General features: G+C 71.4%; 23 protein-coding genes and 1 tRNA gene. 12 read left to right on the forward strand and 12 right to left on the reverse strand.

Features of this window, described 5'->3' with window-relative positions; all coding sequences use genetic code 11:
* Window positions 1–63: 63 nt before the first annotated feature.
* The 4 genes from ABZ671_RS12880 (at window position 64) to fabG (ending at window position 5857) form a co-directional block, all read left to right on the forward strand.
* Window positions 64–1491 (forward strand): carbohydrate-binding protein, encoded by a 1428-nt coding sequence (locus ABZ671_RS12880; RefSeq protein ID WP_357855882.1) that lies wholly within the window; start codon window positions 64–66, stop codon window positions 1489–1491.
* A gap of 187 nt (window positions 1492–1678) precedes the next feature.
* A complete protein-coding gene (locus ABZ671_RS12885) occupies window positions 1679–3244 on the forward strand; it encodes a cellulose binding domain-containing protein (RefSeq protein WP_357855885.1) in 1566 nt (521 codons plus the stop codon).
* 132 nt (window positions 3245–3376) lie between these two features.
* Window positions 3377–5029: an alpha-amylase family protein gene (locus ABZ671_RS12890; protein ID WP_357855888.1), complete on the forward strand. Its 1653-nt coding sequence runs from the start codon at window positions 3377–3379 to the stop codon at window positions 5027–5029.
* 69 nt (window positions 5030–5098) lie between these two features.
* Window positions 5099–5857, forward strand: a complete 759-nt coding sequence (gene fabG, locus ABZ671_RS12895) for a 3-oxoacyl-ACP reductase FabG (RefSeq protein WP_357855891.1) — start codon at window positions 5099–5101, stop codon at window positions 5855–5857.
* 85 nt (window positions 5858–5942) lie between these two features.
* Here the strand turns inward: fabG and ABZ671_RS12900 are convergent, their stop codons facing one another.
* Both ABZ671_RS12900 and ABZ671_RS12905 read right to left on the reverse strand, forming a co-directional pair.
* Window positions 5943–6347: a hypothetical protein gene (locus ABZ671_RS12900; protein WP_357855893.1), complete on the reverse strand. Its 405-nt coding sequence runs from the start codon at window positions 6345–6347 to the stop codon at window positions 5943–5945.
* Entirely contained in the window at window positions 6340–6735 is a 396-nt protein-coding gene (locus ABZ671_RS12905; RefSeq protein ID WP_357856134.1) for a hypothetical protein, read from the reverse strand. Before ABZ671_RS12905 ends, ABZ671_RS12900 begins: the two co-directional genes overlap by 8 nt.
* 173 nt (window positions 6736–6908) lie before the next feature.
* Here ABZ671_RS12905 and ABZ671_RS12910 point away from each other — a divergent pair, with 173 nt between their 5' ends.
* Entirely contained in the window at window positions 6909–7808 is a 900-nt protein-coding gene (locus ABZ671_RS12910) for a Gfo/Idh/MocA family oxidoreductase (protein ID WP_357855896.1), read from the forward strand.
* A 9-nt stretch (window positions 7809–7817) separates the two neighbouring features.
* On the opposite strand, the gene ABZ671_RS12915 is transcribed toward ABZ671_RS12910, so the two are convergent.
* On the reverse strand, window positions 7818–8009 hold the full coding sequence (locus ABZ671_RS12915; RefSeq protein WP_357855899.1) for a DUF2795 domain-containing protein: 192 nt from the start codon (window positions 8007–8009) through the stop codon (window positions 7818–7820).
* A 76-nt stretch (window positions 8010–8085) separates the two neighbouring features.
* Here ABZ671_RS12915 and ABZ671_RS12920 point away from each other — a divergent pair, with 76 nt between their 5' ends.
* Window positions 8086–9342, forward strand: coding sequence for an erythromycin esterase family protein (locus ABZ671_RS12920; protein WP_357855902.1), 1257 nt, complete (start codon window positions 8086–8088; stop codon window positions 9340–9342).
* A 95-nt stretch (window positions 9343–9437) separates the two neighbouring features.
* On the opposite strand, the gene ABZ671_RS12925 is transcribed toward ABZ671_RS12920, so the two are convergent.
* The 3 genes from ABZ671_RS12925 to ABZ671_RS12935 form a co-directional block, all read right to left on the reverse strand.
* Entirely contained in the window at window positions 9438–11606 is a 2169-nt protein-coding gene (locus ABZ671_RS12925; RefSeq protein ID WP_357855905.1) for an MMPL family transporter, read from the reverse strand.
* A gap of 23 nt (window positions 11607–11629) precedes the next feature.
* The gene (locus ABZ671_RS12930; RefSeq protein ID WP_357855908.1) at window positions 11630–12175 is read right to left on the reverse strand and encodes a TetR family transcriptional regulator; all 546 of its coding nucleotides are present in this window, start codon (window positions 12173–12175) and stop codon (window positions 11630–11632) included.
* A gap of 346 nt (window positions 12176–12521) precedes the next feature.
* Window positions 12522–13946 carry a PLP-dependent aminotransferase family protein gene (locus ABZ671_RS12935; protein ID WP_357855912.1) on the reverse strand — a complete coding sequence of 475 codons (1425 nt, stop codon included), beginning with the start codon at window positions 13944–13946 and terminating at the stop codon, window positions 12522–12524.
* 46 nt (window positions 13947–13992) lie between these two features.
* On the opposite strand from ABZ671_RS12935, the gene ABZ671_RS12940 reads away from it, so the two are divergent.
* Both ABZ671_RS12940 and ABZ671_RS12945 read left to right on the forward strand, forming a co-directional pair.
* The gene (locus tag ABZ671_RS12940; protein WP_357855915.1) at window positions 13993–14781 is read left to right on the forward strand and encodes an isocitrate lyase/phosphoenolpyruvate mutase family protein; all 789 of its coding nucleotides are present in this window, start codon (window positions 13993–13995) and stop codon (window positions 14779–14781) included.
* Window positions 14778–15257 (forward strand): cupin domain-containing protein, encoded by a 480-nt coding sequence (locus ABZ671_RS12945; protein WP_357855918.1) that lies wholly within the window; start codon window positions 14778–14780, stop codon window positions 15255–15257. Before ABZ671_RS12940 ends, ABZ671_RS12945 begins: the two co-directional genes overlap by 4 nt.
* Window positions 15258–15261: 4 nt before the next feature.
* Here the strand turns inward: ABZ671_RS12945 and ABZ671_RS12950 are convergent, their stop codons facing one another.
* From ABZ671_RS12950 to ABZ671_RS12965, 4 genes are all read right to left on the reverse strand, one after another.
* Window positions 15262–16005, reverse strand: coding sequence for a rhomboid family intramembrane serine protease (locus ABZ671_RS12950; RefSeq protein ID WP_357855921.1), 744 nt, complete (start codon window positions 16003–16005; stop codon window positions 15262–15264).
* Between the two features lie 95 nt (window positions 16006–16100).
* Window positions 16101–16172 (reverse strand) — tRNA-Arg (locus tag ABZ671_RS12955).
* A 175-nt stretch (window positions 16173–16347) separates the two neighbouring features.
* Entirely contained in the window at window positions 16348–17043 is a 696-nt protein-coding gene (locus ABZ671_RS12960) for a winged helix-turn-helix domain-containing protein (RefSeq protein ID WP_357855924.1), read from the reverse strand.
* Between the two features lie 152 nt (window positions 17044–17195).
* A complete protein-coding gene (locus tag ABZ671_RS12965) occupies window positions 17196–17609 on the reverse strand; it encodes a hypothetical protein (protein ID WP_357855927.1) in 414 nt (137 codons plus the stop codon).
* A 270-nt stretch (window positions 17610–17879) separates the two neighbouring features.
* Between ABZ671_RS12965 and ABZ671_RS12970 the strand changes: the two genes are divergently transcribed.
* Window positions 17880–19748 carry a BTAD domain-containing putative transcriptional regulator gene (locus ABZ671_RS12970; RefSeq protein ID WP_357855930.1) on the forward strand — a complete coding sequence of 623 codons (1869 nt, stop codon included), beginning with the start codon at window positions 17880–17882 and terminating at the stop codon, window positions 19746–19748.
* Between the two features lie 52 nt (window positions 19749–19800).
* Here ABZ671_RS12970 and ABZ671_RS12975 read toward each other — a convergent pair whose 3' ends face one another.
* Window positions 19801–20463 (reverse strand): DUF305 domain-containing protein, encoded by a 663-nt coding sequence (locus ABZ671_RS12975; RefSeq protein WP_357855932.1) that lies wholly within the window; start codon window positions 20461–20463, stop codon window positions 19801–19803.
* 2 nt (window positions 20464–20465) lie between these two features.
* Entirely contained in the window at window positions 20466–21275 is an 810-nt protein-coding gene (locus tag ABZ671_RS12980) for a DUF3105 domain-containing protein (protein WP_357855934.1), read from the reverse strand.
* 97 nt (window positions 21276–21372) lie between these two features.
* On the opposite strand from ABZ671_RS12980, the gene argS reads away from it, so the two are divergent.
* Genes argS through ABZ671_RS12995 form a run of 3 tightly spaced genes read left to right on the forward strand, consistent with a single transcriptional unit; the run spans window position 21373 to window position 25751 of the window.
* Window positions 21373–23037, forward strand: a complete 1665-nt coding sequence (argS, locus tag ABZ671_RS12985; protein WP_357855937.1) for an arginine--tRNA ligase — start codon at window positions 21373–21375, stop codon at window positions 23035–23037.
* A 6-nt stretch (window positions 23038–23043) separates the two neighbouring features.
* Entirely contained in the window at window positions 23044–24429 is a 1386-nt protein-coding gene (lysA, locus tag ABZ671_RS12990; protein ID WP_357855940.1) for a diaminopimelate decarboxylase, read from the forward strand.
* Window positions 24426–25751, forward strand: a complete 1326-nt coding sequence (locus ABZ671_RS12995; protein ID WP_357855943.1) for a homoserine dehydrogenase — start codon at window positions 24426–24428, stop codon at window positions 25749–25751. Before lysA ends, ABZ671_RS12995 begins: the two co-directional genes overlap by 4 nt.
* Window positions 25752–25787: the final 36 nt, after the last annotated feature.

Here is a 25787-nt window from a genome sequence, read left to right on the forward strand (position 1 = left end):
TGGGGCGTACTAATCGGGCTTAGAGCGCGCTCTCTCGCCCCGTCCCCGCAGAGAGGCATCCCGATGAACCCTGTCCCGGCGGCATGCGCCGCCCCGTCCGCCGTGCGCCCGTCGCGCCGGCGGCTCGCTCTGGCCGCGGCCGTGCTCGCCACCACCACCGCACTGGCCGCCGTCTCGATGACCGCCCAGGCCGCCGTCCCACCGCCCCCGTCGGGCTGGAGCCTGGTCTGGAGCGACGACTTCACCGGCGCGGCCGGCACCCTGCCCTCGTCCGCCAACTGGATCATCGACACCGGCACCAGCTACCCGGGAGGCCCGGCCAACTGGGGCACCGGCGAGATCCAGACGTACACCTCGAACACCGCCAACGTCAGCCAGGACGGTGCCGGCAACCTGCGGATCACCCCGCTGCGGGACGGTTCCGGCCGGTGGACCTCGGCCCGGATCGAAACCGTCCGGACCAACTTCAAGCCGCCGGCCGGAGGTGTCCTCGCCATCGAGGGGCGGATCCAGATGCCGAACGTCACCGGCGCGCAGGCGGCCGGCTACTGGCCGGCGTTCTGGGCCCTCGGCTCGCCGTACCGGGGCAACTACCAGAACTGGCCGGGCGTCGGCGAGTTCGACATCATGGAGAACGTCAACGGGATCAACTCGGTCTGGGGGGTGCTGCACTGCGGCGTCGCCCCCGGTGGGCCGTGCAACGAGTTCAACGGCATCGGCAACTCCCGGGCCTGCCCGGGCAGCACCTGCCAGGCGGCATTCCACACCTACCGCTTCGAGTGGGACGCCTCGGTCAACCCGCAGCAACTCCGCTGGTACGTCGACGGTCAACTCTTCCACACCGTGAGCCAGAGTCAGGTCGGCTCGTACTGGGGGCAGATGACCAACCACGGCGGCTATTTCCTGCTGCTCAATGTGGCGATGGGCGGCAGCTTCCCGAACGGGGTGGCCGGCACCGGCACGCCGACCTCCGCCACGGTCTCCGGCAAGCCGATGCTGGTCGACTACGTGGCCGTCTACAGCCGGGGCGGCGGCAACCCGCCACCGACCACCGCGCCGCCGACCAGCCCGCCACCGGGCGGGGTGGTGGACGCGTACTCGACGATCCAGGCCGAGGCGTTCAACGCCCAGAGCGGGGTTCAGGTGGAGGCGTGCTCCGAGGGCGGCCAGGACATCGGCTCGCTGAGCAACGGTGACTGGGCCCGCTACGACAACGTGGACTTCGGCAGCAGCCCGCCGCGGGACTTCCTGGCCCGGGTCGCCTCCGGCGCGGCGGCCGGGGTGAGCGGGCTGGTCGAGGTCCGGGTGGACAGCCTCAGCAACTCACCGATCGGCAGCTTCGCGATCACCAACACCGGCGGGTGGCAGAGTTGGCGCTCGGTGCCCGGCAACGTCAACCCGGTGACCGGCCGGCACACCGTCTACCTGACCTTCTCCAGCGGCCAGGGCGCCGACTTCGTCAACGTCAACTGGTTCACCTTCCGCCGCTGACCCTGAAGCAGGGGCCCCTTGTTCACGCCTGGCGTATAGGAAGGGGCCCCTCTCAACGCCCGGCTCCCTCTGGACAGAAACAGTTAACAGTCTTAATAATGGGCGCTGACGTCGACGGTCATGAATACCTCCACGCCGGCTCGCGCGGGCCGGCGTCCCACCACCGCAACGGTCCCTGGAGGACGCCGTGAGACTCCGCTCCCGCCGCGTGGCGACATTCGCCGCCGCGCTCGCCGCCGCCCTCGTCGCGGCCACCGTCGTGGCCGCGCCACCCGCCTCAGCCGCCACCGCCTCCTTTGTCCGCGTCTCCAGCTGGGGCACCGGCTACGAGGCGAAGTTCACCGTCACCAACAACACCTCGGCCAGCATCTCCTCGTGGAACGTCCAGTTCGACCTGCCCGCAGGCAGCAGCCTCGGCGTGTTCTGGGACGCCGTGCTGACCGCCTCCGGTCAGCACGTCACCGCGGTCAACCAGTCCTGGAACGGCACCCTGGGCCCCGGCGCCAGCACCACCTTCGGATTCAACGTCAACGGCAACGGCGACCCGACCAACTGCACGGTCAACGGCGGGTCGTGCACCGGTGGCGGCGGTGGCAACCCGGGAGCACCGGCCACCCCGGGCAACCTGCGGGTCACCGGCACCACCAACACCTCGGTCTCGCTCGCCTGGAACGCCGTCTCCGGCACGGTCACCGGCTACCGGGTCTACGAGGGCACCAGCGTGAAGGCCACCGTCACCGGCACCTCGACCACCATCTCCGGGCTGGCCGCCTGCTCGGCGCACAGCTACACGGTGACCGCGTACAACACCAGCGGGGAGTCGGCGAAGTCGGCGGTCGTGTCGGCCACCACCACCGGCTGCACCGGCGGCGGCACCGGCGCGATGGCCGCCGCGCCCTACCTCTACCCGGGCTGGGGTGACCCGCCCGCGCCGGCCACCGTGATGAGCGCGACCGGGGTCAAGTGGTTCACCATCGCGTTCATGCTCTCCGGCGGCGGCTGCAAGCCGGCCTGGGACGGCAGCGGGCCGCTCACCGGCGGCGCGCACGCCAACACCATCGCCGCGATCCGGGCCGCCGGCGGTGACGTGATCCCGTCCTTCGGCGGGTGGAGCGGCAACAAGCTCGGCCCGAACTGCTCCTCGGCAAGCGCCCTGGCTGGGGCCTACCAGCAGGTCATCAACGCGTACGGGCTGAAGGCCATCGACATCGACATCGAGAACAGCGACGAGTTCGAGAACGAGGTGGTGCAGGACCGGATCCTCGGCGCACTGAAGATCGTCAAGCAGAACAACCCGAGCATCAAGACGATCGTCACCATCGGCACGTCGACCACCGGCCCGAACTGGTGGGGCACCCGTCTGATCAACCAGGCCGCCGCGCTGGGCGCCAACGTCGACGTCTTCACCATCATGCCGTTCGACTTCGGCGGCGGCGCGAACATGTACCAGAACACGGTCAACGCGGCCGAGGGGCTGAAGAGCGCGCTCAAGTCCGCGTTCGGCTGGTCCGACGCCACCGCGTACGCCCACATGGGCATCTCCGGCATGAACGGTCTCTCCGACCAGCAGGAGCTGACCTCCCCGGCCATCTGGACCCAGATCCGGGACTGGGCCAAGGCCCGCGGGCTGGCCCGGTTCACCTTCTGGGCGGTCAACCGGGATCGCCCCTGCCCGAACGGGGGTGTGGTCTCCAACTGCTCCGGCATCGCCCAGAACACCTGGGAGTTCACCTCAATCACCGCAAAGTACTGACCCACCAGCACACCACTTTGTCGATCATGGAGTTGTGGCGCCGGACAAAGGCCGTGAAGCTGGTCTAACGGGCGTCACACCTCCATGGTCGGCGGGTTTGCCGGAGGCGTGGCGGGGAGAAGTAGTCGGGGCATGGGCGAGCGGTGGTATCAGGGGGCGGTGATCTATTGCCTCGACATCGATACTTTTGCTGATTCCAATGGCGACGGAGTGGGGGACATCCGTGGCCTCATCGGCCGCCTGGACTACCTGGCCCGGCTCGGCGTGACGTGCCTGTGGCTGCATCCGATCCATCCGTCCCCTCGGCGGGACGGCGGCTACGACGTCACCGACTTCTACAACGTGGACCCGCGTCTGGGCAGCCTCGGCGACTTCGCCGAACTGCTGCACCAGGCGCGGAACCGGGGCCTTCGGGTGATCATCGACCTGGTGGTCAACCACACCTCGGACGAGCACCCCTGGTTCCAGTCCGCCCGGTCCTCGCCCGACTCGCCCTATCGCGACTGGTACGTCTGGTCGGCGAAGGAGCCGCCGGACCGCCATCAGGGCATGGTCTTCCCCGGCGAGCAGAAGGAAACCTGGAGCTACGACCGGACCGCCAAGGCCTGGTACTACCACCGCTTCTACCACTTCCAGCCGGATTTGAACATCGCCAACCCGCAGGTCCGCGCGGAGATCAAGAAGGTCGTCGCGTTCTGGCTCCAGCTCGGCGTATCCGGGTTCCGGATGGACGCGGTTCCGTTCATCATCGAGCTGACCGAGCCCGGCAACCCGGACTCGTCAAAGGACCTGGACTTCCTCACCGAACTGCGCCAGCACCTGCAGTGGCGGCGCGGCGATGCGATCCTGCTGGCCGAGGCGAACGTCGAACCACACCAGCTCCCCACCTTCTTCGGCGACAGCGGTGGCGCGGCCAACCGGCTCCATATGCTCTTCGACTTCATGCTCAACGGTCGACTGATGCTCGCCCTGGCCCGGCAGGACCCGGAACCGGTGATCGAGGCGTTGCGGGACACACCGGCGCTGCCCGAGGGCGGGCAGTGGGCGACCTTCCTCCGCAATCACGACGAGAACGACCTGTCCCGGCTCACCGCCGAGCAGCGCAACCAGGTGTACGAACAGTTCGGCCCCGACGAGAACATGCGCCTCTACGACCGGGGCATTCGCCGCCGGCTCGCTTCGATGCTCGGCAACGACCGCCGGCGCATCGAGCTGGCGTACGCGCTCCAGTTCTCGCTGCGCGGCACGCCGGTGCTGCGGTACGGCGAGGAGATCGGCATGGGTGAGGACCTGTCGCTGCCGGGGCGGGAGGCGATCCGCACCCCAATGCAGTGGTCGTACAAGGAGAACGGTGGCTTCTCCACCGCAGCGCCCGAGAAGCTGGTCAGCCCGGTCATCGACCGGGGCGAGTACGGCTACCAGAAGGTCAACGTGACCGCCCAGCGAAAGGACCCGAGGTCGCTGCTGGGCTGGTTTGAGCGCATGATCCGCACCCTCCGGGAGGCGCCGGAGACCGGCTCGGGCAGGACCTCCCACATCGACGCCCCGATGCCGCCCGGGGTGCTCGCGCACCGAGCTGACGGGCCGACCGGGACAATGGTCTTCCTGCACAACCTCGGCACCGAGGACACCGAGGTCGACCTGAGCATGCTCGCCCCCGAGGCGGACCTGCCGATCGACGTGTTCACCGACCGCAACTACGACGAGGTCGGCAAGCTGGACCACCTCAAGCTCGCCGGCTACGGCTACCGATGGATCCGGCTCTGTCGGGGCAAGGGGCTGTGAGGGCCGGCTCGGCCCGCGTACGCCTGGGTTAGGCTCCTTCGATCGAGCTCAAGTTACCGGAGGGTAATCATGTCGGAGGAGCCCCGCGTCGCCATCGTGACCGGAGCCGCACGCGGCATCGGCGCCGCCACCGCCCGCCGGCTGGCCGCCGACGGCATGGCCGTCGCCCTGGTCGACATCGAGGCGGCGGCGACCACGGAGACCGTGGACGCCGTCGTCGCCGCCGGCGGCCGGGCGCTCGGGGTCGGCGCCGACGTCTCCGACCGGGCCCAGGTGGAGGCCGCCGTCGAGCGGGTCGCCGCCGAGCTGGGCGCGCCGACCGTGCTGGTCAACAACGCCGGCGTGCTCCGCGACAACCTGCTGTTCAAGATGACCGACGCCGACTGGGACACGGTGATGGGCGTGCACCTGCGCGGCGCGTTCCTGTTCAGCCAGGCCACGCAGCGGCACATGGTCGAGCGGAAGTGGGGCCGGATCGTCAACCTCTCCAGCACCTCGGCGCTGGGCAACCGGGGCCAGGCGAACTACGCCGCCGCCAAGGCCGGCCTGCAGGGCTTCACCAAGACCCTCGCCATCGAGCTGGGCCCGTTCGGGGTGACCGTCAACGCCGTCGCGCCGGGCTTCATCGTCACCGACATGACCGCGGCCACCGCCGCCCGGATGAAGGTCGACTTCGAGGCCCTCCAGCAGCATGCCGCGGCGGAGATCCCGGTCCGCCGCACCGGCCGCCCGGAGGACGTCGCGCACACCATCTCGTTCCTGGTCAGCGAAGGCGCGTCCTTCGTCTCCGGCCAGGTCATCTACGTCGCCGGCGGGCCCAAGGACTGACCGGGTCGCCGTCCCGCCCGGTCCCCCAGCGGCAGGACGGCCGTCCGCGCCGGGCAGGACGGCCGTCCGCGCCGGTGGGACGGCCTCAGGCGGGGTCGTGGCGGGTGCGCCAGAGCCAGAAGAGGCCCAGCATCGGCAGGACCAGCGGGATGTAGCCGTAGCCGCTGCCGAACCCGGACCAGACCGTCGCGTGCGGGAAGAGCGCCTTGTCGGCCACGCTGAGGATGCCGACCGCTACCACCCCGACCAACTCCACCGAGCAGCAGGCCAGGGCCAGGCTGCGGCCGGCGTGGCCGGCCCGGGCCAGACCGACCGCCGCCACGATGTAGATCAGCGCGGCCACGGCGGAGAGCAGGTAGGCCACCGGCGCCTCGTCGAACTTGGTGGCGATCTGCAGGCCTGCCCGCGAGGTGGCGGCGATGGCGAAGAGGATGTAGACCGCGATCAGCAGCCGACCCGGCCCCCGGTTCGTGGTCCGCGGCTCAGCCACCGACGACCTCCCAGGTCTGCTGCAACCGCACCACTACGACCGGGGTGACCAGGCAGACCGCGCAGACGATGGCCGAGCCCCAGCGGGTCGGCTCCATCCGGGCCAGCACCCAGGCCAGCGGCGGCAGGCACACCAGCGTCACCAGGTAGCCGAAGAAGGCGCCCGGCTCGCCCGGCCGCTCGCCGCCGCCGAGCGCCACCAGGGCCAGCACGGCGAGCGCGAGCAGCGCCGCCTCCAGCACGGCCAGCCCGGCGAACTGGAGCCGGTCCGGTGCGCGGTGGCGCACCGCCGCCACCAGAGCCCACAGCGCGAGTACGAGCGACAGCACGATCGCGGCCGTCGCGAGGATCCCGTCCACCGGCGAGCCGGCCGCCGCGGCGCTGGTCATCGACACCGCCGGCGAAACAGTCGCGTTCACCGGCACAGCCTACTAAGCGGCGTAGTAGCCACTGCCGCCCGGCTCTCCCGCCGCGTCGGGGCCCCCTGGCCCGGGCGAAACGACTAGCGTGGATCGCAGGCCACCGGCGTACGCCGGGGCGGACGACGACGGCAGGGGGACGCGTGCTGCGGTTCGGCTTGTTCGGCACCGGTCACTGGGCGGCGGAGACGCACGCCGCGGCCATCGACGCCCACCCGCAGGCCGAGCTGGCCGGAGTCTGGGGGCGGGATCCGGAAAAGGTCGGCGCGCTGGCCACCCGGCACGGCGTACCGGCCTTCAGTGACGTGGACGAGCTGCTCGGCGCCTGTGACGCCATCGCCGTCGCCCTCCCGCCGGACATCCAGGCCGACATCGCCGTCCGGGCCGCCGCCGCCGGGCGGCACCTGCTGCTGGACAAGCCGCTGGCGCTGAGCCTCGCCGAGGCCGACCGGGTGGTCACCGCCGCCCAGGCCACCGGCGTGGCCTCGGTGGTCTTCTTCACCCAGCGTTTCCAACCGAGCGTCACGGGCTTCCTCGCTTCGACCGCTGCGGCCGGCGGTTGGCAGCACGCCCGGGCCACCAGGTTCGTCTCGATCTTCCAGCCCGGGAACTCGTACGGGAACTCGCCGTGGCGGCGGGAGCGGGGCGCGCTCTGGGACATCGGCCCGCACGCGCTGTCGCTGATCCTGCCCGTGCTCGGCCGGGTCACCCGGGTGGCCGCGATGGACGGCCCGAGCGGGCTGGTGCACCTGCTGCTCACCCACGACGGGGGCGCCACCAGCAGCCTCTCGCTCACCCTGGACGCGCCGGCCGAGGCGGTCACCCAGGACTTCGTCTTCTTCGGCGAGAACGGCGTCGAGACCGTCCCGCCCGGCGACGGCAGCGTGCTCCAGGCCTTCGGCGCGGCGATCGACCAACTGCTGGAGGAGGTCGAAGCGGGCACCCGGGACCACCGCTGCGACGTCCGGTTCGGCCGGGAGGTGGTGGCGGTGCTCGACGCCGCCGAGACCGCCCGTGCCCAGGGCCGCACGATCGACCTGTGAGATCGGCGTTCAGGCCAGCGCGTTGAGCGCCGTGGCCAGCTCGGTGGGGGAGGTGAACTCCTCCGCCGGCAGCGCCCTGAGCAGTTGGAGCAGTTCGGTGCTGCCGCCGTTCTCCTGGCACCAGCGGATCAGATCCTCGCGGGAGACCGGAAAATCGAGCCCGGCGAGGAACTCCTGAAACTGCACCCCGGTGACCGCCATGCCGGCCGGCTACCCGCTCCACCCGCGGGTAAGCAGGGGCCGGTTTGCCGGGGTGGGTCGGGGGGAAGCCGCGGGCATGCTGGTACAGCAACTCGGCGCACCGAGCGACTTCGACCCGCTACTGGAACGCGTCCGGGACGCCCGGATCGTGATGATCGGGGAGGCAACGCACGGCAGTCACGACTACTACCGGCTGCGTGAGCAACTGACCCGGCGGCTCATCGCCGAGCAGGGTTTCGGGTTCGTCGCGGTGGAGGGGGACTGGCCCGACTGTGACCGGGTGCACCGCAGCGTGGTGGGCGCCCCGGGTGGGCTGGCCGATCCGCGGGTCGCGCTGGAGCGCTTCGAACGCTGGCCCACCTGGATGTGGGCGAACACCGAGGTAGCCCGGTTCTGCCGGTGGCTGCGGGCCTGGAACCTGGACCGCCCCGAGCAGGAGCGAGCCGGCTTCCACGGGCTGGACGTCTACAGCCTGTGGGAGTCGATGCAGGCCATCTTCGACTATCTGGGCGAGGAGGATCCGGCCTCGCTGGAGGCGGTCCAGGAGGCGTACCGCTGCTTCGAGCCGTACGGCAAGCGGGCCGAGGAGTACGGCATGGCCAGCCGGTTCGTCTCGGCCCGGTGCGAGGAGGAGGTCGTCCGGCTGCTGGCGCGTACCCGGGAACGGGCCGCCGCGGACGGCCCGGACCGCTTCTCAACCTGGCAGAACGCGGAGGTCGTGGCGGGTGCGGAGCGTTACTACCGGGCGATGGTCGGCGGCGGGCCGGGGTCCTGGAACGTTCGGGACATCCACATGGCCGACACCCTGGACCGGCTGCTCGACCACTACGGCCCGGAGTCACGGGGCATCGTCTGGGCGCACAACACGCATGTCGGCGACGCCCGCGCCACCGAGATGGCGGCGGACGGAATGATCAACATTGGGCAGCTCGCCCGGGAGCGGCACGGGCCGGACGTGGTGGCGCTGGTCGGCTTCGGCAGCTACCGGGGCACGGTGGTCGCCGCGCCGCGCTGGGGGTCGCCAGCCGAGACCATGGTGGTGCCGCCGGCCCGGGATGGCTCGGTGGAGCGGCGGCTGCACGAGTTGATGCCGGAGCGGGCGGTGCTGGTCTTCGGTGGCCCGGACCAGCCCGAGTGGGTCACCGGGGAGGCCGACCACCGGGCCATCGGGGTGGTCTACGACCCGAGCTTCGAATCCTGGGGCAACTACGTGCCCACCCGGCTCGGTGAACGCTACGACGCCTTCATCTGGTGTGACGAGGCGACCGCCCTACACCCGCTCCCGGCCCCGAGTTCTCCAGGCGAGTTGGAGACGTACCCCGCCGGCGTCTAGCAGTCCCGCCGATCATGGAGTTGTGGCGCCCAGGAGGGCCGTTTCACGGTGTTTGTCCGCTGCCACAACTCCATGATCGACGCGGTCAGACGGGGTTAGACGGGGGTGGGCTCGCGGTGGGTGGGGTGGGGGTCGAGAGACTCGCCCTCGATGTCGATGTTGGGGAGGACTCGGTCCAGCCAGCGGGGGATCCACCAGGCGGCGTTGTTCAGCAGGCTCATCACTGCGGGGACGATGGTCATCCGGACCACGAAGGCGTCGATGGCGACGCCGACCGCGAGTGCGAAGCCCATCGACTTGATCACCGGGTCATGGAGGAAGACGAAGCCGCCGAACACTGAGATCATGATGAGCGCGGCGGCGGTGACCACGCGGGCCCCGTGCCCCATCCCGTTGATCGTGGCCTGTCGGGCGGTGTCGCCGTGCACGAAGTCCTCCCGCATCCGGGAAACCAGGAAGACTTCGTAGTCCATGGCCAGGCCGAACAGGATGCCGATGAGCAGGATCGGCAGGAAGCTGACCAGCGGGGCCGGGGTGTCCAGTCCGATCAGGTCGGCCAGGTGGCCCTGCTGGAACACCGCGACCGTGATGCCGAAGGTGGCCGCCACGGTGAGCAGGAAGCCCAGCGCCGCCTTCAGCGGCACCAGAATCGAGCGGAACACCAGCATCAGCAGCAGCACCGACAGGCCGACGACCAGCAGCAGATAGACCGGGAGCGCGGCGGCGAGCTTCTCCGACACGTCGATGCCGATCGCCGTCGCGCCGGTCAGCAGCACGTCGGCGGTCCCGATACCGCCGACGTGGTGGCGGATGTCGTGCACCAGCGTCTCGGTGGCCGCGTCGGTCGGGCCGGTCTTCGGGATGACCCCGAGCAGCGCGGTCCGGCCGGACGGGTCGAACTGCGGCGGGGCCACGGCGAGCACCCCGTCGGCCTTCTGGACCAGCGCGGTGACCTGCGGTACGGCGGCCTGGGTTGCCTGCGGCGAGTCGGCGGTGACGACCACCGCGAGTCGGCCGGTGAAGCCGACGCCGAAGCCCTCCCGGACCAGGTCGTTGTTGGCCCGCGCGGCGCTGCCCTCGGCTGCTGCGGCGGCGTCCGGCAGAGCCAGGCGCATGTCCTGGGCGGGGACCGCGAGCAGGCCGAGGCCGATCAGGCCGACCAGGATGGCCGGGATGCGCAGTTTCGTCACCCAGTGTGCCCAGCGGAACCCGAAGCCCGAGCGGGTCCGCGCGCCGACGGCCGGGTTTCGGTGGCGCAGCCGGCGGGGGAGCACCTTCCGGCCGGCGAAGCCGAGCAGCGCCGGCGCCAGGGTGATCGCGACCAGGACGGCCACGGTCACCGTGCCGGCGGCGGCCAGACCCATCACGGTGAGGAATGGAATGTTCACCACCGCGAGGCCGGCGAGCGCGATGACCACGGTGGCGCCGGCGAAGACCACGGCGGAGCCGGCGGTGCCGACCGCCCGGCCGACGGCCTCCTCGGGGGAGAGCCCGTCGAGCAGGTTCTGCCGGTGCCGGGAGGTGATGAACAGCGAGTAGTCGATGCCGACCGCGAGGCCGAGCATCAGGGCCAGGATCGGCGCGGTGCCGGTCAGCTCGACCGCGCCGCTGAGCGCGTACAGGCCGGCCATGCCGACGCCGACACCGATCAGGGCGTTCAGCATGGTCATTCCGGCCGCGACCAGCGAACCGAAGGTGACGATCAGGACGATCGCGGCGACCAGCACGCCCAGCGCCTCGGTCGAGCCGACCTCCGGTTCGCCGTTGAGCACCTCGCCGCCGGGGGCGATCTGCCACCCCTCCGCCTTGGCCTGCGCGCCCACCTTCTCGTACGCGGCGCGCTGCGCGTCGGTCACCGCGTCCGCGCGTCCGGCGAACTGCACCTGGATCAGCGCGTATCGGCCGTCGGGGCTGAGCGCCTGCACCTGGTACGGGTCGACCGCGCCGACCACGCCGGGCAGGGTGGCCGCCTCCTTGGTGACCTGCTTGACCACGGCCTGCCCCTGCGGGGTGCCGAGCTGGCCGGCCTGGGGTGCCTTGACGGCGATCGTGCCGGTGGCCCCGCTGGCTGCGGGGAACCGCTCGGCGAGCAGGTCGATCGCGCGCTGCGACTCGGTGCCCGGCATGGTGAAGTTGCTCGCCGTCGGGCCCTTCAGGGTCAGCGCTGCGGCGCCGAGGCCGACGAGTACGACGAGCCAGACGACGGCGACGAAGCGCCGCCGGCGAAACGATGCCCGGCCGAGCCGGTACAGCAGGGTCGCCATGGACCTTCCTTTGTCCTCAGGGATCAGGTGGTGGGTTCGAGGGCCCGCCGGACGACGGCCAGCAGTGCCGGCCGTAGTTCCTCGTCGGGGATGTCGATGAACTCGGCGCAGCTCTCGGCGATCCCGGCCAGCACGACCCGCGCGGCGATGCGCGCGGACGGACGGTCGGAGTAGCCGGCGAACGCCGCGATGAGCCGTTCGGAGATTTGCTGGATGTGTGTGAAGGCGGGCTGCTGGAGCAGGTCGGGGAACTCGCCGCGAAGCAGCGCGATCTCCCGGCGGAAGCGCACCGCCAGGTCGACGAAGCCTTCGGCGGCGACCCGCTGCGCGTCGGCGCCGGCGTGCCCGGCGATCCGCGCGTCGAGCGCCTCCAGGACCGCGATGGCGGGTGCCATCAGCTTGCTGAGCAGGGCTTCCTTGTTGGCGAAGTGGTAGAGCACGGTGGCCTTGGAGCAGCCCACCTCACGCGCGATGTCCTGCAGCGAGGTGCCCTTGTATCCGGTGACGGCGAAGCGTCGCGCCGCGGCGGCGAGGATCTCGTCGTGGGTCTCCGGTACCGAACGCGCCATGTGAACCAGCATGCCTGACCGATCGGTCAGCGCCTGACCGATCGGTCAGAAGGTGGCCTTCGCCACAACGGTTTCGGTGCGGCGGGGAACCGCTGATGACATCAAGCCCCGCCGGGCTGCGGCGGACGCCCTCCTTCGCTCGCTACGAACTTGATGTGGTGAACGGATCGGCGTAGCGGCCGCCGTCGGATGGGCGTTACCTCTGAATCGTCTACGACATCAAGTTTGTAGCGTGTGCGGAGCCGGGTCGTGCCTTGCTGGCGGCGTTGGAGCAGACCGCTCCCGCCCGGCCGGACCGGCGACGCCGCGCGGGGGCGGGACAGGCTGGACGGAGGCCAGGACGAGGTCAGGGGCCAGGGCGAGGTCGGGCGCCCAGGTCGGCGAGCACCCGGGCAAGGACGTCCACCGCCGCGGGGTACGCGTGCGACGGCGGGCGGGCATAGCCGACCACCAGGCCGGGCGGCTGGCCCTCCGGGCGGTGCCGGTGGCTACCCAGGCCGTCCAGGGCCAGCCCACGCGCGGCGGCTGCCGCCAGCACCTCCGCCTCGGGCGGGCCGTCCGGCGGCAGCAGGACGGTGGCGTGCAGGCCCGCCGAGATTCCGCCCAGGATGAAGCGCCCGCCCAGCCGACCCAGCAGCAGGTCCCGCCGCTGCCGGTAGCGCCGCCGGACGGTCCGGACCTGCCGGTCGTAACCGTGGGTCGCGATCAGGTCGGCGAGGGCGAGCTGGCCGATCGCCTCGGTGTGTAGGTCGAGGTGGCGTTTGGCGTCCACCACCGGATCCACCAGCCGGGCGGGCAGCACCAGCCAGGCCAGGCGTAACGCCGGGCCGAGCGCCTTCGCCGCCGTGCCCACGTACGCGACCTGCTCGCAGGCGGTGCCCTGGACCGCGCCGACGGGCTGCCGGTCGTACCGGAACTCACCGTCGTAGTCGTCCTCGACCACCAGGCCGCCGGTGGCGCGGGCCCAGTCGGTCAGCGCGTGCCGGCGGGCCGGGTGCAGCGTCACCCCGGTCGGGAACTGGTGCGCCGGGGTCACCACCGCGGCGCCCACCCCGGCGAGGCTCCCGGCGCCGAGCAGGTCGGTCCGGGCGCCCCGGTCGTCCACCGGCAGCGGCAGCAGCGTCCCACCGTGCCGGCGGACCACCTCCCGGTGGAAGCCGAACCCCGGGTCCTCCATCGCCAGGCTCGGCGTACCGGCGTCGCGGAGCACGGTGGTGAGCAGCACCAACGCCTGCACGTACCCGGTGGTGACGACGATCCGCTCCGGGTCGGCGAGCACGCCCCGGGCCCGCCCCAGGTAACCGGCGAGCGCGCTGCGCAGTTCGGGCCGGCCGCGCGGGTCGCCGTAGCCGTACGCCTCGGCGGGAGCGACGGCGAGGGCTCGCCGGGTGGCCCGCAGCCAGGCGGTGACCGGGAAGAGCCCGACGTCGGGGCTGCCGGGGCGCAGGTCGTACCGGAACGGTGGCGGCCCGGGCGGCGGCGTCGCCGGCGGCGGAGCGACCCGGCGCAGCGGGCCGACCTCGGTGCCGGAGCCGACCCGAGCCACCAGCCAGCCCTCGGCGACCAGCTGGTCGTAGGCGGCGCTGACCGTGCCCCGGGACAGCCTCAGCTCGGCGGCGAGGGCGCGGGTGGCCGGCAGCCGGGTCGACGGCGGCAGCCGGCCGTCGCGGATGGCGTCCCGCAGCGCCCGCTCCAGCCCGGCCCGCCGGCCGTGACTCGCGTCCAGTTCCAGGTGCAGGTCGACGCCGAAATCGGCCCAGTCATTCGGCACGGAATTGGAGCTTAGGGCCGGACGCTGGCGTGCCGAGAATCGTCGTATGACTGAGTTGAGCCAGCGGGCCGCCGCGCTGCGCGCCCTGCACCGCCCCGCAGGTCCGCTGATCCTGCCCAACGCCTGGGACGCCGGATCGGCCCGGGCCGTGGTCGCCGCCGGCTTTCCGGCCGTCGCCACCAGCAGCGGCGCGGTCGCCGCAGCCCTCGGCCACGCCGATGGCGAGGCCACCCCGGTGGTCGAGATGTTCGCCGCGGTCGCCCGGATCGCCGCAGCGGTGCCGGCGCCGGTCACCGCCGACCTGGAACGGGGGTACGGGCTGCGCCCCGTCGAGCTGGTCGACCGGCTGTTGGCCACCGGCGCGGTGGGGTGCAACATCGAGGATTCCGACCCGCGTACCGGCGAGTTGTCCGACGTGGAGGAGCAGGTCGACCTGCTCGCCGGGATCCGGGCGGCGGCTCGGGAGGCCGGGGTGGACCTGGTGCTCAACGCCCGGGTGGACGTCCACCTGCGGGCGTACGGGCCGCCGGAGGGGCGACTCGCCGAGGCGGTCCGCCGGGCCCGCCGCTACCGGACGGCCGGCGCGGACTGCGTCTACCCGATCATGTTGGCCGACCCGGAGCAGATCCGTTCCCTGGTGACCGAGGTGAACGCCCCGGTCAACGTGTTCGCCCGCCCCGGCGCGCCCGGGGTGGCCGAGTTGACCGCCCTCGGCGTGGCCCGGATCAGCTTCGGCTCGTGGCTGTACGCGGCGGCCCGCGCCCGTACCGTCGAGATGCTCGCCGCGATCCGGGCGGGCGACGAGGCGTTCCCGACCGGAGAGGAGACAGGGTGACCTACCCGCCGCCGCGCTACTCAGGAGACCGGGGCGAGCCGACCGCCACCTACCGCCCGGCCGACCAGCCCCCGGAGCTGGTCTATCCGAGCGGCGGTACGGCGCATTACCTGGCGACCGGCGCGTCGACCAACGGGCAGTTCGGGCTCTACCGCTGGGAGATGGGGCCGCAGCCGAGCGGCCCGGCTCCGCACTTCCACCGGTCCATCTCGGAGTCGTTCTTCATCCTGTCCGGCACCGTACGCATCTACGACGGTCGGCAATGGATCGACACGGTGCCCGGCGACTTCGTGCACGTCCCGGAGGGCGGGGTGCACGCGTTCCGGAACGAGTCCGGCGAGCCCGCCTCGATGCTGCTGCACTTCGCCCCCGGCGCGCCGCGGGAGGGCTATTTCGAGGGCCTGCTGGAGCTGGCCGGTAAGACCGAGGAGGAACGGACGGAGTTCTTCCTGCGGCACGACACGTTCTGGGTCTGATCGACTACTCGGACGCCGCCGCCACCCCCGGCCGACCTGGTCGCCGAGCGGGGGACCGCCCCGGTGGCCCGGGTGCCGCCGGGTCGCCGGGGCCGGGCAGGCTCAGCGCGCCGAGGAGCAGCCCGCAGAGCAGAGCCGCGCCGTGGTGGTCCTGGACCGCGAGCAGCGCGCCGCCGGCCAGTACCACCAGGCCGGCCAGCACCCGCCCGGCGAACGCCGCACCGGACCGCCGGCCGAGCGCGGCCGAGGTGAGCACGACCACGCCGATCGCCGCCACCTGCGCGGGCCAGCCGCCCAGGGCCAGCCCGGCCAGTGCGGCGGCGTAGAACGCGGCGAACTGGCCGGCCTGTTCCGGCAGGCCGCCCCGGCCGCGCAGCAGGGCGGTGGCGATGCCGCCGACCAGGCCGCAGACCGCCACCGAGTTGCCACCACCGGGCGGCTCCCAGGCGTAGCCGAGAGCCTGCCCGAGCAGCCCGGCCCCGAGATAGAGGACCAGCCACCGGGCCCGGCCCAGGGCGCGCTCTGCCAGCACGCCGAAAACGGCGAGCGTGACCAGGTTGAATACCAGCTGGGCCGGCCCGTCGGACTGCACCAGCAACGGGCTGGCCAGCCGCCACCAGTGGCGTACGGAGAGGCCGTCGGGGTCGCGTTGGAGGGCCCGCATCACGGACGGCGCGGCGGCGGCCCAGAGATTGACGGCGGTGGTGCCGGTCAGCACCGTGGCGGTGAGCCAGGGAATTTTCCGCACCCCGGTGATGATGCCCGGTGCGCGTGGGCCCGTCAGCCCCGCCAGCACCCGTACGCGGAAAAGCCCGGACCGACGGCCCGGGCTTTTCGTGTCTGTGCCCCCGGCAGGATTCGAACCTGCGCCCCCGCCTCCGGAGGGCGGTGCTCTATCCCCTGAGCTACGGGGGCTCAGCGACCCGAGAAGAGTAGCAAACCCCCCGCCGGATCACCCAACCGGCACCCCTGCGCGCGCTCATTCCTCGCCATTCCCGCTGATCATGAGGTTAGCGGCGGCCTCGGAGATCATTCTCGCCGCTAACCCCATGATCGTCTGTGCGGGAGCCGGGGCGACGGGGCCGGGGGTTCAGGCGGCGGCTAGGGGGCGGCCGCAGCTGGGGAGCGGGTGCAGGACGATGCGGCGGGGGAGGCGGCGCGGCCACTCGTTGCGGGGCCACGAGCCGTCGACGATCAGGTGCACCGTGCGCTCCTCGGCGCCGCTGAGCCGCAGTGTGAAGTCGCGGGGGAGCGGCGGGTCCACCGAGGGTGTGGTGATCATGAAGCGCACCCGGCCCCGGGACGAGACCGCCGAGATCACGTCGGCCGCCGGCATGGTGCCGCGCAGGCGGATCCGACCGATCCAGTAGATCTCCGCGGCGTGCTCCTGGGCGGCCCGGGTGATCGACGGGTACTCGCTGCGCACCCAGTGCTCGACCGCGCCCACGCACAGCCCGCAGGCTCGCTCCCGGGGCTCCCGCGGGCCCAACCCCCAGGCCCGCAGGTACGCCCCGACCGTGCCGGCGTCCATGGCCAGGCCGAACCGGCGCTGTACGAGGGTGGTCAGGCTCTGTCGAGTCCAGAGCTCCTCGTCCAGGCCGAACTCGTCGGGGTGGACGCCCCGCAGCACGTCGATCAGTTCGAGTTCCTGTTCGCGACTGAGCGCTCCCGACTCGCCCGGCCGCTGTCCGCGACGGACGGCTGCCACCGCTCCGTCACCGCCGATGGTGTGGCGTCGGCACCAGCTGGTCACCGACCGCCCTGCGTCTCTGAGTGCAACCCCCACGACAGGGACAACGACGGCGGTTCCTGACAAGTAACCCTTAGGTCGGAAAACGCCCACAAGGTGTAGATGGGCTATTCTTGCAGGATCCCTGAGTGCGACGGTGACCCGCGCGGCCGAGGTCGGCCGCGCGACTCACTGCAGCACCCGGAGGATCAGGCGAAGAAGCTGACAATCGGGCTGATCGAGGTGGTGTGTTCCACCCAGGCGGACGTGTACAGCGTGACCTTGGTTTGGCCCGTCTGCCACCTCTGCGGATTGCCAGCGACGGCCAGGTTCCAGCAGCAGTTGCGGCCCGCGACGGTGTTTCCGTTGTCCTTCACCAGCTGCCAGGCGCCGCCGTTGACCTTCATCCAGACCCTGAAGTGCGCGTAGCTGCTGTCCACCGTCCGGTTCATGTAGAAGTCGGCTCGGGCGTAGGTGCCGCTGGCGTAGTCGAAGCAGGCGCCGACGGTGCTGTTGGTCTGATCGCAGGCACCCGCAGCGAGGGCCGGGGAGGCGGTGGCGACGAGCGTGCCGCCTGCCGCCAGGGCGGTCGCGGCGATGTACCCGCCCAACTTCTTCTTCATGCTGATGCTCCTTTGCGGTCGGCTGTCTGACGACGTCTTGGAAGCAGTCTGTGCGCTCCCGCTATGCGCCCTCTAGCCGGCTGCCACTCATCGTCGACAAGCCATCTGACCTGCCTGAATCAGGTGGCGACCCGCCGCCTGGCCGAGCATTCAATGATTTTCGATGGTCAGGCATGTCGATGCGGCGGCTATCATGATCCGGCCAAACCACGGATGGTCGTATCGGCAACGGGGGCCGTAATGCGGTGGAGAATTCTTGGACCAGTAGAGGTGTACGCCGACGAGCGCCAGCTGCATCTCCAGCGCCCGCAGCATCGTGCGGTGCTTGCGTACCTGCTGCTCAACGCAAATCATGTCGTCCCGACCGGCCAGGTGATCGATGCCCTGTGGGGCGAAGCCCCACCGGCGAGCGCACGGGCCCAGGTGCAGGCGTGTGTCTCCCATATTCGGCGGGCGTTGTCCGGTGGTAAGGGCGGTGGCGTGCTCATCAGCCAGGCGGGAGGCTACCGGATCGTCGTCACCGAGGGTGAGCTCGACCAAGCGGACTTTGCCCGGCGGGTGAGGGAGGCGCGGGTCATTGCCGCAGACGGCAACCTGGCATCCGCTGCCGACCTGCTTCGGTCTGCCCTGGCCTTGTGGCGCGGTATGCCGCTCGGCGGGGCCAGGGGCGCGTTCGTCGCCGATGCCGCAGCCGCGCTGCAGGAGCAGCGGCTCGCGGCACACGAGGAACTGATTGACATCGAGCAGGCGCTCGGTCGGCACACCCAACTCATTCCCGAGTTGTCGGTGCTCGTCAGCGAGAACCCGCTACGAGAGCGGCTGTCGAGCCAGTTCATCCTCGCGTTGGCGAGCGCCGGCCGGTCCGTGCAGGCCTTGCAGTTCCACAACGCGGTCAAGCTCCGCCTCGCGGACGAACTCGGCCTGGAACCCGGACCGTATCTGGCCGCCGCGCAGTTGAGGGTCCTGCGTCGGGAGGTCCCGGTCGGCAAGCCGCCCTCCGGGGCCGTGGCGAACCTGGCCGCCCGCGAGCCGTCCCAGGTCGTACCCGCTCAGCTGCCGCCGGGCCCGGCCTCGTTCGTGGGGCGTGAGCAGCACTTGGCCCGGCTCGACGAGGTGCTCCTGGATCCGACGCCTGGGGCGCGGGCGGTGGTGCTGTCGGGTACCGCGGGAGTGGGCAAGAGCGCACTCGCCCTGCAGTGGGCACATCGATCGGTTGACCGGTTCCCGGGCGGGCAGCTCTATCTGGACCTGCGGGGTCGTGCCGGCCGTAATGAGCTCAGTCCGTCGGCCGCGCTGGGGATGCTGTTGCGGTCTCTGAGCGTGCCCGCTGCTGATGTGCCGGCGCGCTGCCAGGAGGCGGCGAACCTCTACCGCTCCATGCTGGCGGGCCGAAGGGTCCTGGTGTTGCTGGACGACGCGGTGTCGGTGGACCAGGTTCGACCCCTGCTGTCGGGCTGCAGCACTTCCGCGGTGGTCATCACCAGTCGGGATCATCTCGTCGGTCTTGTGGCGCGGGACGGAGTTCAGCCCGTGCCCGTCGACCTCTTCACGCCGGAGGAGTCGCGCGCCCTGTTGGTTCGGGCTCTCGGTGAAAGGCGCGTGAACGACGAATCTGAGGCAGTGGACGCGTTGGCCGTGGCCTGCGCTCACCTGCCGCTCGCGTTGCGCATAGCAGCCGCGAAAATCGCCAGGCAGCCTCAGCGATCCATCGCTCGCCGAGTCGCGGAACTGCGCCTCGGGGATGCCATAGCCGCGTTGGCTATAGAGGATGACCCGGAATCGCGGCTGGAAGGAGCCTTCGACCGCTCCTACGGGTCGCTGTCGCGGGCGGCGCAGCGACTCTTTCGTTTTCTCGGGCACCTGCCCGGGGATTGGTTCACGGCGGAAGCAGTCGCCGCGCTCACCGGCGGAACGCCGATCGACACGGTTTCGTTACTGAATCAGCTGGCCGCCGCGCATCTGGTGTACGAACGAGCGCCCGGGCTCTTCAATGTGCACCGGTTGCTGCGGCAGTACGCGCGAATGCGCCTGGCGGAGCATGAACACACCGGGCTGCGGCCCGTGGGCACGTCCGGCTGCGGACGAGTCCGGTGCCAAATGCCCGCTGCCATCGGCTCTGATCCGACGATTGCTGTTTAGTGGCCGGCCCGGTGGCTGTCCGCAGCCGACGTGCGGACAGCCACCGTCCGTTCTACCGGCCCAGCTCCTGCTGATATTCCCGCAGCTGGGTGATCTCCTGCTGTTGGTTGCGCTTCATGGCACTAGCCAACTCCACAACCTCGTCACGGTGGGTGCGCTTGAGCACCCCGTCGGCCATGTGGATACCGCCGAGATGGTGCTTGATCATCAGGTCCAGAAAGAGGCGGTCGACCTCCGCAGCCCTCGCCTTCCGGAGCTGATCGATCTGCTCGCTCGTCGCCATACCCGGCATCAGGCCGTCCGCGCCGACCTGTACGCCGTCCGGCATCCAGGTCATCGCGGGCTCGCTGCCCGTGGGCATCAGCCGCCACTCCTGCAGCCAGCGCTGCATCTGACCGATCTGGTTCTGCTGGGTCAGCGCCATGTCGTACGCCATCTGCTGGATCGCCGGGGTGGGCGAGTCGGCGTAGGCGATCATGGCCATCTCCACGGCCTGCGCGTGGTGACGTGACATGTCCCGGGCAAAGCCCGCCTCGGCCGAGGTGTCGCCCGGCGTCCGCACAGGCGGCGCGACCACACCGGCACCATAACCGAGCACGAAGATGAGGACGGCAGCCAGAGCTAGGAGCGGTGCCCGGTACAGGGCTCTTCGCGACCGGGCGGAAACACTCTCGTCTATCATTTCCGGAACGTCAACGTCGGTGGCGACAGTCATTGTCAGTTGCCCATTGAAGCCGGCAGGCTATCACGAGGCGTGGTTCCGGTGCCCGTGGTGTAGCTGCCGGAGGAGCAGGGCACGCCCGGCTCGACCGTGGCGTTCAGCGCCAGCGTGGTGGCGAACTCCTTGATCCGCGGGTCGTCGGCGTTGTCAACCTTGAGCTGGTAGCCCCAAGCCTGCAGGGAGATCGGCTTGTCCAAGCCCTCGTACGGGCTCATCAACATGAAGTCCTTGCCTCGGACCAGGGTGGCAAGCTTCTCGACCTGATCCTCTGGCAGGTCCGGCCGGTACGTGATCCACACCGCGCCGTGCTCCAGGCTGTGCACCGCGTGCTCGCTGGCGATCGGGGCGTCGTACACGTCTCCGAGGCAGCGCTGCCAGGTGGCGTTGTGCACGCCGCCCACCGGCGGGCTGTACTTGTAGGTCTGCTTGCCCGGCTCGTGCGCCGCCTGCTTGAGGCTCTCCGGGTCGGTCTTGCGGTAGTTGACGATACCCTTGATCGCGTCGGCCCGCTTCTGCCACGGCTGGGACCCCTGGAAGGCGTAGTACACGCCCACGCCGATGATGCCGGCGGCGAGCACGCCGACCGCGACGAAGAGGGCGATCGGACCCCACGGCCGGCCCTGGCTCACCTTCACCGGCGCGATGGGCTTGCGGCCCTTGCCGCCGGCGTTCGGCCTCGGGCCCTTGGCGGACTCCGCCTTGCCGTCGGCGGGCTTGTCGGCGGCCGGCCGGCCGGCCGCCGGCTTCTTGCCGGTGCTGACCACGGTCGGGCGGCGCTCCGGGCCGCCCGGGGTGCTGATGCTCATCGTGCCTCGTCAGGTCGGTCGGTCAGGGGAGCCGCGGCCAGATTCATATGCTGGTCGCTGCCGCGGTGCCCGAGTCTAACCCCGATACCATGGATCGGTGACTCCCGCAGAACTCGCCGAGGTCGTCCTCTCCGCAGCCCATGCCGTCTTCGCCGACCGGGGCCTGGACCGCTCCGCGCTGCCCGCGCAGACCACCGTCGAGCGACCCCGTAACCCCGAGCACGGCGACTACGCCTCGACGCTGGCGCTGCAGCTCAGCAAGAAGGTGGGCGTACCCCCGCGGGAGCTGGCCGCCGCCCTGGCCGAACAGCTCGGGCGGGCGCCGGGGATCAAGTCGGTGGAGATCGCCGGCCCGGGCTTCCTGAACATCCGGCTCGACGCGGCCGCCGCCGGCCAGCTCGCCAAGGTCATCGTCGAGGCCGGCCCGGCGTACGGCCGCAGCGACACCCTCGCCGGCCAGAAGATCAACCTGGAGTTCGTCTCGGCGAACCCGACCGGCCCGGTGCACATCGGCGGGGTCCGCTGGGCGGCCGTCGGCGACGCGCTCAGCCGGCTGCTCCGCGCCACCGGCGCCGAGGTCGGCACCGAATACTATTTCAACGACGCCGGCTCGCAGATCGACCGGTTCGCCCGCTCGCTGCTCGCCGCGGCCCAGGGCGAGCCGGCCCCCGAGGACGGCTACGGCGGCGCGTACATCGCGGAGATCGCGACCGAGGTGGTCCAGCGCCGGCCGGGGGTGCGCCAGCTGGACGACGCCGCCGCCCAGGAGGTGTTCCGGGTCGAGGGCGTCGAGCTGATGTTCGCCGAGATCAAGTCGTCGCTGCGCGACTTCGGCGTCGAGTTCGACACCTACTTCAACGAGAAGGACCTGCACGAGCGCGGCGAGCTGGACCAGGCCCTCGCGCGGCTGCGCGAGCAGGGGCACACCTTCGAGTCCGAGGGCGCGACCTGGCTGCGCACCACCGACTTCGGCGACGACAAGGACCGGGTGCTGCGCAAGTCCAACGGCGAATGGACCTACTTCGCCGCCGACTGCGCCTACTACCTCGACAAGCGCGAGCGCGGCTTCGAGCGCGTGGTGATCATGCTGGGCGCCGACCACCACGGCTACATCGGCCGGATGAAGGCGATGGCCGCCTGCTTCGGCGACGACCCGGAAGTGAACCTCGAGATCCTCATCGGTCAGATGGTCAACCTGGTCCGCGACGGCGCCCCGGTGCGGATGAGCAAGCGGGCCGGCACCGTGGTCACCCTGGAGGACCTGGTCGACGCGATCGGCGTCGACGCCTCCCGCTACGCGCTGGCCCGCTACTCCAGCGACTCGCCGATCGACATCGACGTGGAGCTGTGGACCCGGGCCACCCGCGACAACCCGGTCTACTACGTGCAGTACGTCGCCGCCCGCACCGCCAGCGTCGGGCGTAACGCCGCCGAGGTGGGGCTGGCCCGGGGCGACGCCGTCGACTTCCGTGCCGAGCTGCTCTCCCACGAGAAGGAGAACGAGCTGCTCAAGGCGCTCGCCGAGTTCCCCGCCGTGGTGTCCTCGGCGGCCGAGCTGCGCGGGCCGCACCTGGTCGCCCGCTATTTGGAGCGGCTGGCCGGGGCGTACCACCGGTTCTACGACAACTGCCGGATCCTGCCGCGCGGCGACGAGGAGGTCACCGACCTGCACCGGGCTCGGCTCTGGCTCAACGACGCGACGCGGGTGGTCATCGCCAACGGTCTGCACCTGCTCGGCGTCTCCGCCCCGGAAAGGATGTAGCGACCGATGCGCGCGCACGAGGCCGGTGCCCTGCACGGCGAGATCGGCCACCGGGGGCCGGCCTGGCTGCGTACCCCGATCGACGTCAACGCCCTGGTGCCGCAGCTGTGGCCGCGGCACGTGACGCGCGGCGCCGGCGGCGCGCTGGCGGTCGCCGGCCTGGACGTCCGCGACCTGGCCGCCGAGTTCGGCACCCCGGCGTACGTGCTGGACGAGGACGACCTGCGCGAGCGCTGCCGCGAGTTCCGGGCCGCCTTCCCGGACGCCGACGTCTACTACGCCGGCAAGGCGTTCCTCTGCCGCGCGGTGGTCCGCGTGATCGCCGAGGAGGGCCTCTTCCTCGACGTCTGCACCGGCGGTGAGCTGGCCACCGCGCTGTCGGCGGGGATGCCCCCGGAACGGATCGGCTTCCACGGCAACAACAAGTCGGTGGCCGAGCTGATTCGGGCGGTCGACGCCGGGGTGGGCCGGATCATCGTCGACTCGTTCGCCGAGATCGACCGGCTCACCGCGCTCGCCCGCGAGCGCGGGGTACGCCCCAAGGTGCTGGTCCGGGTCACCGTCGGGGTGGAGGCGCACACCCACGAGTTCATCGCCACCGCGCACGAGGACCAGAAGTTCGGCTTCTCCCTGGCTGGCGGGGCGGCCGCGGCGGCGGCCTTCAAGATCCTCGACGAGGGCGTGCTCGAGCTGCGCGGGCTGCACTCGCACATCGGCTCGCAGATCTTCGACGCCAGCGGCTTCGAGGTCTCCGCCCGCCGGGTGCTCGGCCTGCAGGCGCAGATCCGCGACGCGCGCGGGGTGGAGCTGCCCGAGCTGGACCTGGGCGGCGGTTTCGGCATCGCGTACACCACCCAGGACGACCCGGCCGCGCCGCACGAGCTGGCCAAGCGGCTGCGCAAGATCGTCGACGGGGAGTGCGCCGTCGAGAAGCTGGCCGTGCCGCACCTGTCCATCGAGCCGGGGCGGGCCATCGTCGGCCCTGCCGTGTTCACCCTCTACGAGGTCGGCACCGTGAAGGACGTTGACGGCTTGCGGACGTACGTGAGCGTCGACGGTGGGATGAGCGACAACATCCGCACCGCGCTCTACGACGCGTCCTACTCGGCGACGGTGGCCAACCGGGCCTCGACGGCGGAGCCGCTGCTCGCCCGCGTGGTGGGAAAGCATTGTGAGTCCGGGGACATCGTGGTGAAGGATGAATTCCTGCCCGCTGACGTGCAGCCCGGAGATCTTGTCGCGGTGCCCGGCACGGGGGCATATTGCCGGAGCATGGCCAGCAACTACAACCACGTCCCACGGCCCCCGGTCGTCGCCGTCCGCGACGGTCGGGCCCGGCTGATCGTTCGCCGGGAGACCGAAGCGGACCTGCTCGCATTGGATGTCGGATGACCTCACCCGTTCGCTTGGCGCTGCTCGGCTGCGGCACGGTCGGCAGCGACGTGGTGCGGCTGCTGCACGAGCAGTCGGCCGACCTCGCCGCCCGGATCGGCGCCCCGTTGGAGATCGCCGGGATCGCCGTACGCCGGCTCGGCCGTGATCGCGGCGACCTGCCGATCGACCCGGCGCTGTTCACCACCGACCCGCTCGGGCTGATCAAGCGGGACGACGTGGACATCGTGGTGGAGGTGGTCGGCGGGATCGAGCCGGCCCGCGGCTGGCTGGTCGAGGCGCTGCGCGCGGGCAAGAGCGTGGTCACCGCCAACAAGGCGCTGCTCGCCGAGGACGGTGCGACGCTGCACGACGCCGCCGCCGAGGGCGGCGCCGACCTCTACTACGAGGCGAGCGTCGCCGGGGCCATCCCGCTGCTGCGTCCGCTGCGCGAGTCGCTGCACGGCGACCGGATCAACCGGGTCACCGGCATCGTCAACGGCACCACCAACTTCATCCTCTCCGCCATGGACGCCACCGGCGCCGGCTTCGCCGAGGCCCTGGAGGAGGCCACCGAGCTGGGGTATGCCGAGGCCGACCCGACGGCCGACGTGGAGGGCTTCGACGCCGCCGCCAAGGCCGCCATCCTCGCCTCTCTGGCGTTCCACACCCGGGTCACCGCCGCCGACGTGCACCGCGAGGGCATCACCGAGGTGACCGCGGCCGACGTGGCCAGCGCCAAGGCGATGGGCTGCACGATCAAACTGCTCTGCATCGCCGCCCGGGGCGCCGACGCGGCGGGCCGCGAGACGGTCAGCGTCCGGGTGCACCCGGCGATGATCCCGCGGACCCACCCGCTGGCCAGCGTCGGCGACGCGTTCAACGCGGTCTTCGTGGAGGCCGAGGCGGCCGGGCAGCTCATGTTCTACGGCCGGGGCGCGGGCGGCGCGCCGACCGCCAGCGCGGTGCTCGGCGATGTGGTGGCGGTGGCCCGCCACCGCCTCGCCGGGGTGCACGCGGCCAGCGAGTCGGCGTACGCGGACCTGTCGGTGCGGCCGATGGGGGAGGCGCTCACCCGCTACCACATCAGCCTGGACGTGGCCGACCGGCCGGGTGTGCTGGCGGCGGTGGCCGGCGTTTTCGCCCGACACGAGGTTTCCATCGCCACCGTGCGGCAGGGCCCGGCGGGCGGCGGCCCGGCCGGCCGGGGCGAGGACGCCGAGCTGGTCATCGTCACCCACGTGGCGCCGGATGCCGCGCTCGCGGCCACCGTCCGGGAGTTGCGCGGGCTGGCCATCGTCCGCTCGGTGGCCAGCGTGCTGCGGGTCGAGGGCGAGGCGTAGCCTCGGCGTCCCGCTTTATGGTTGATCAAGAGCCTG

The sequence above is a fragment of the Micromonospora sp. NPDC006766 genome, from assembly GCF_040636055.1.
Taxonomy (GTDB): Bacteria; Actinomycetota; Actinomycetes; order Mycobacteriales; family Micromonosporaceae; genus Micromonospora.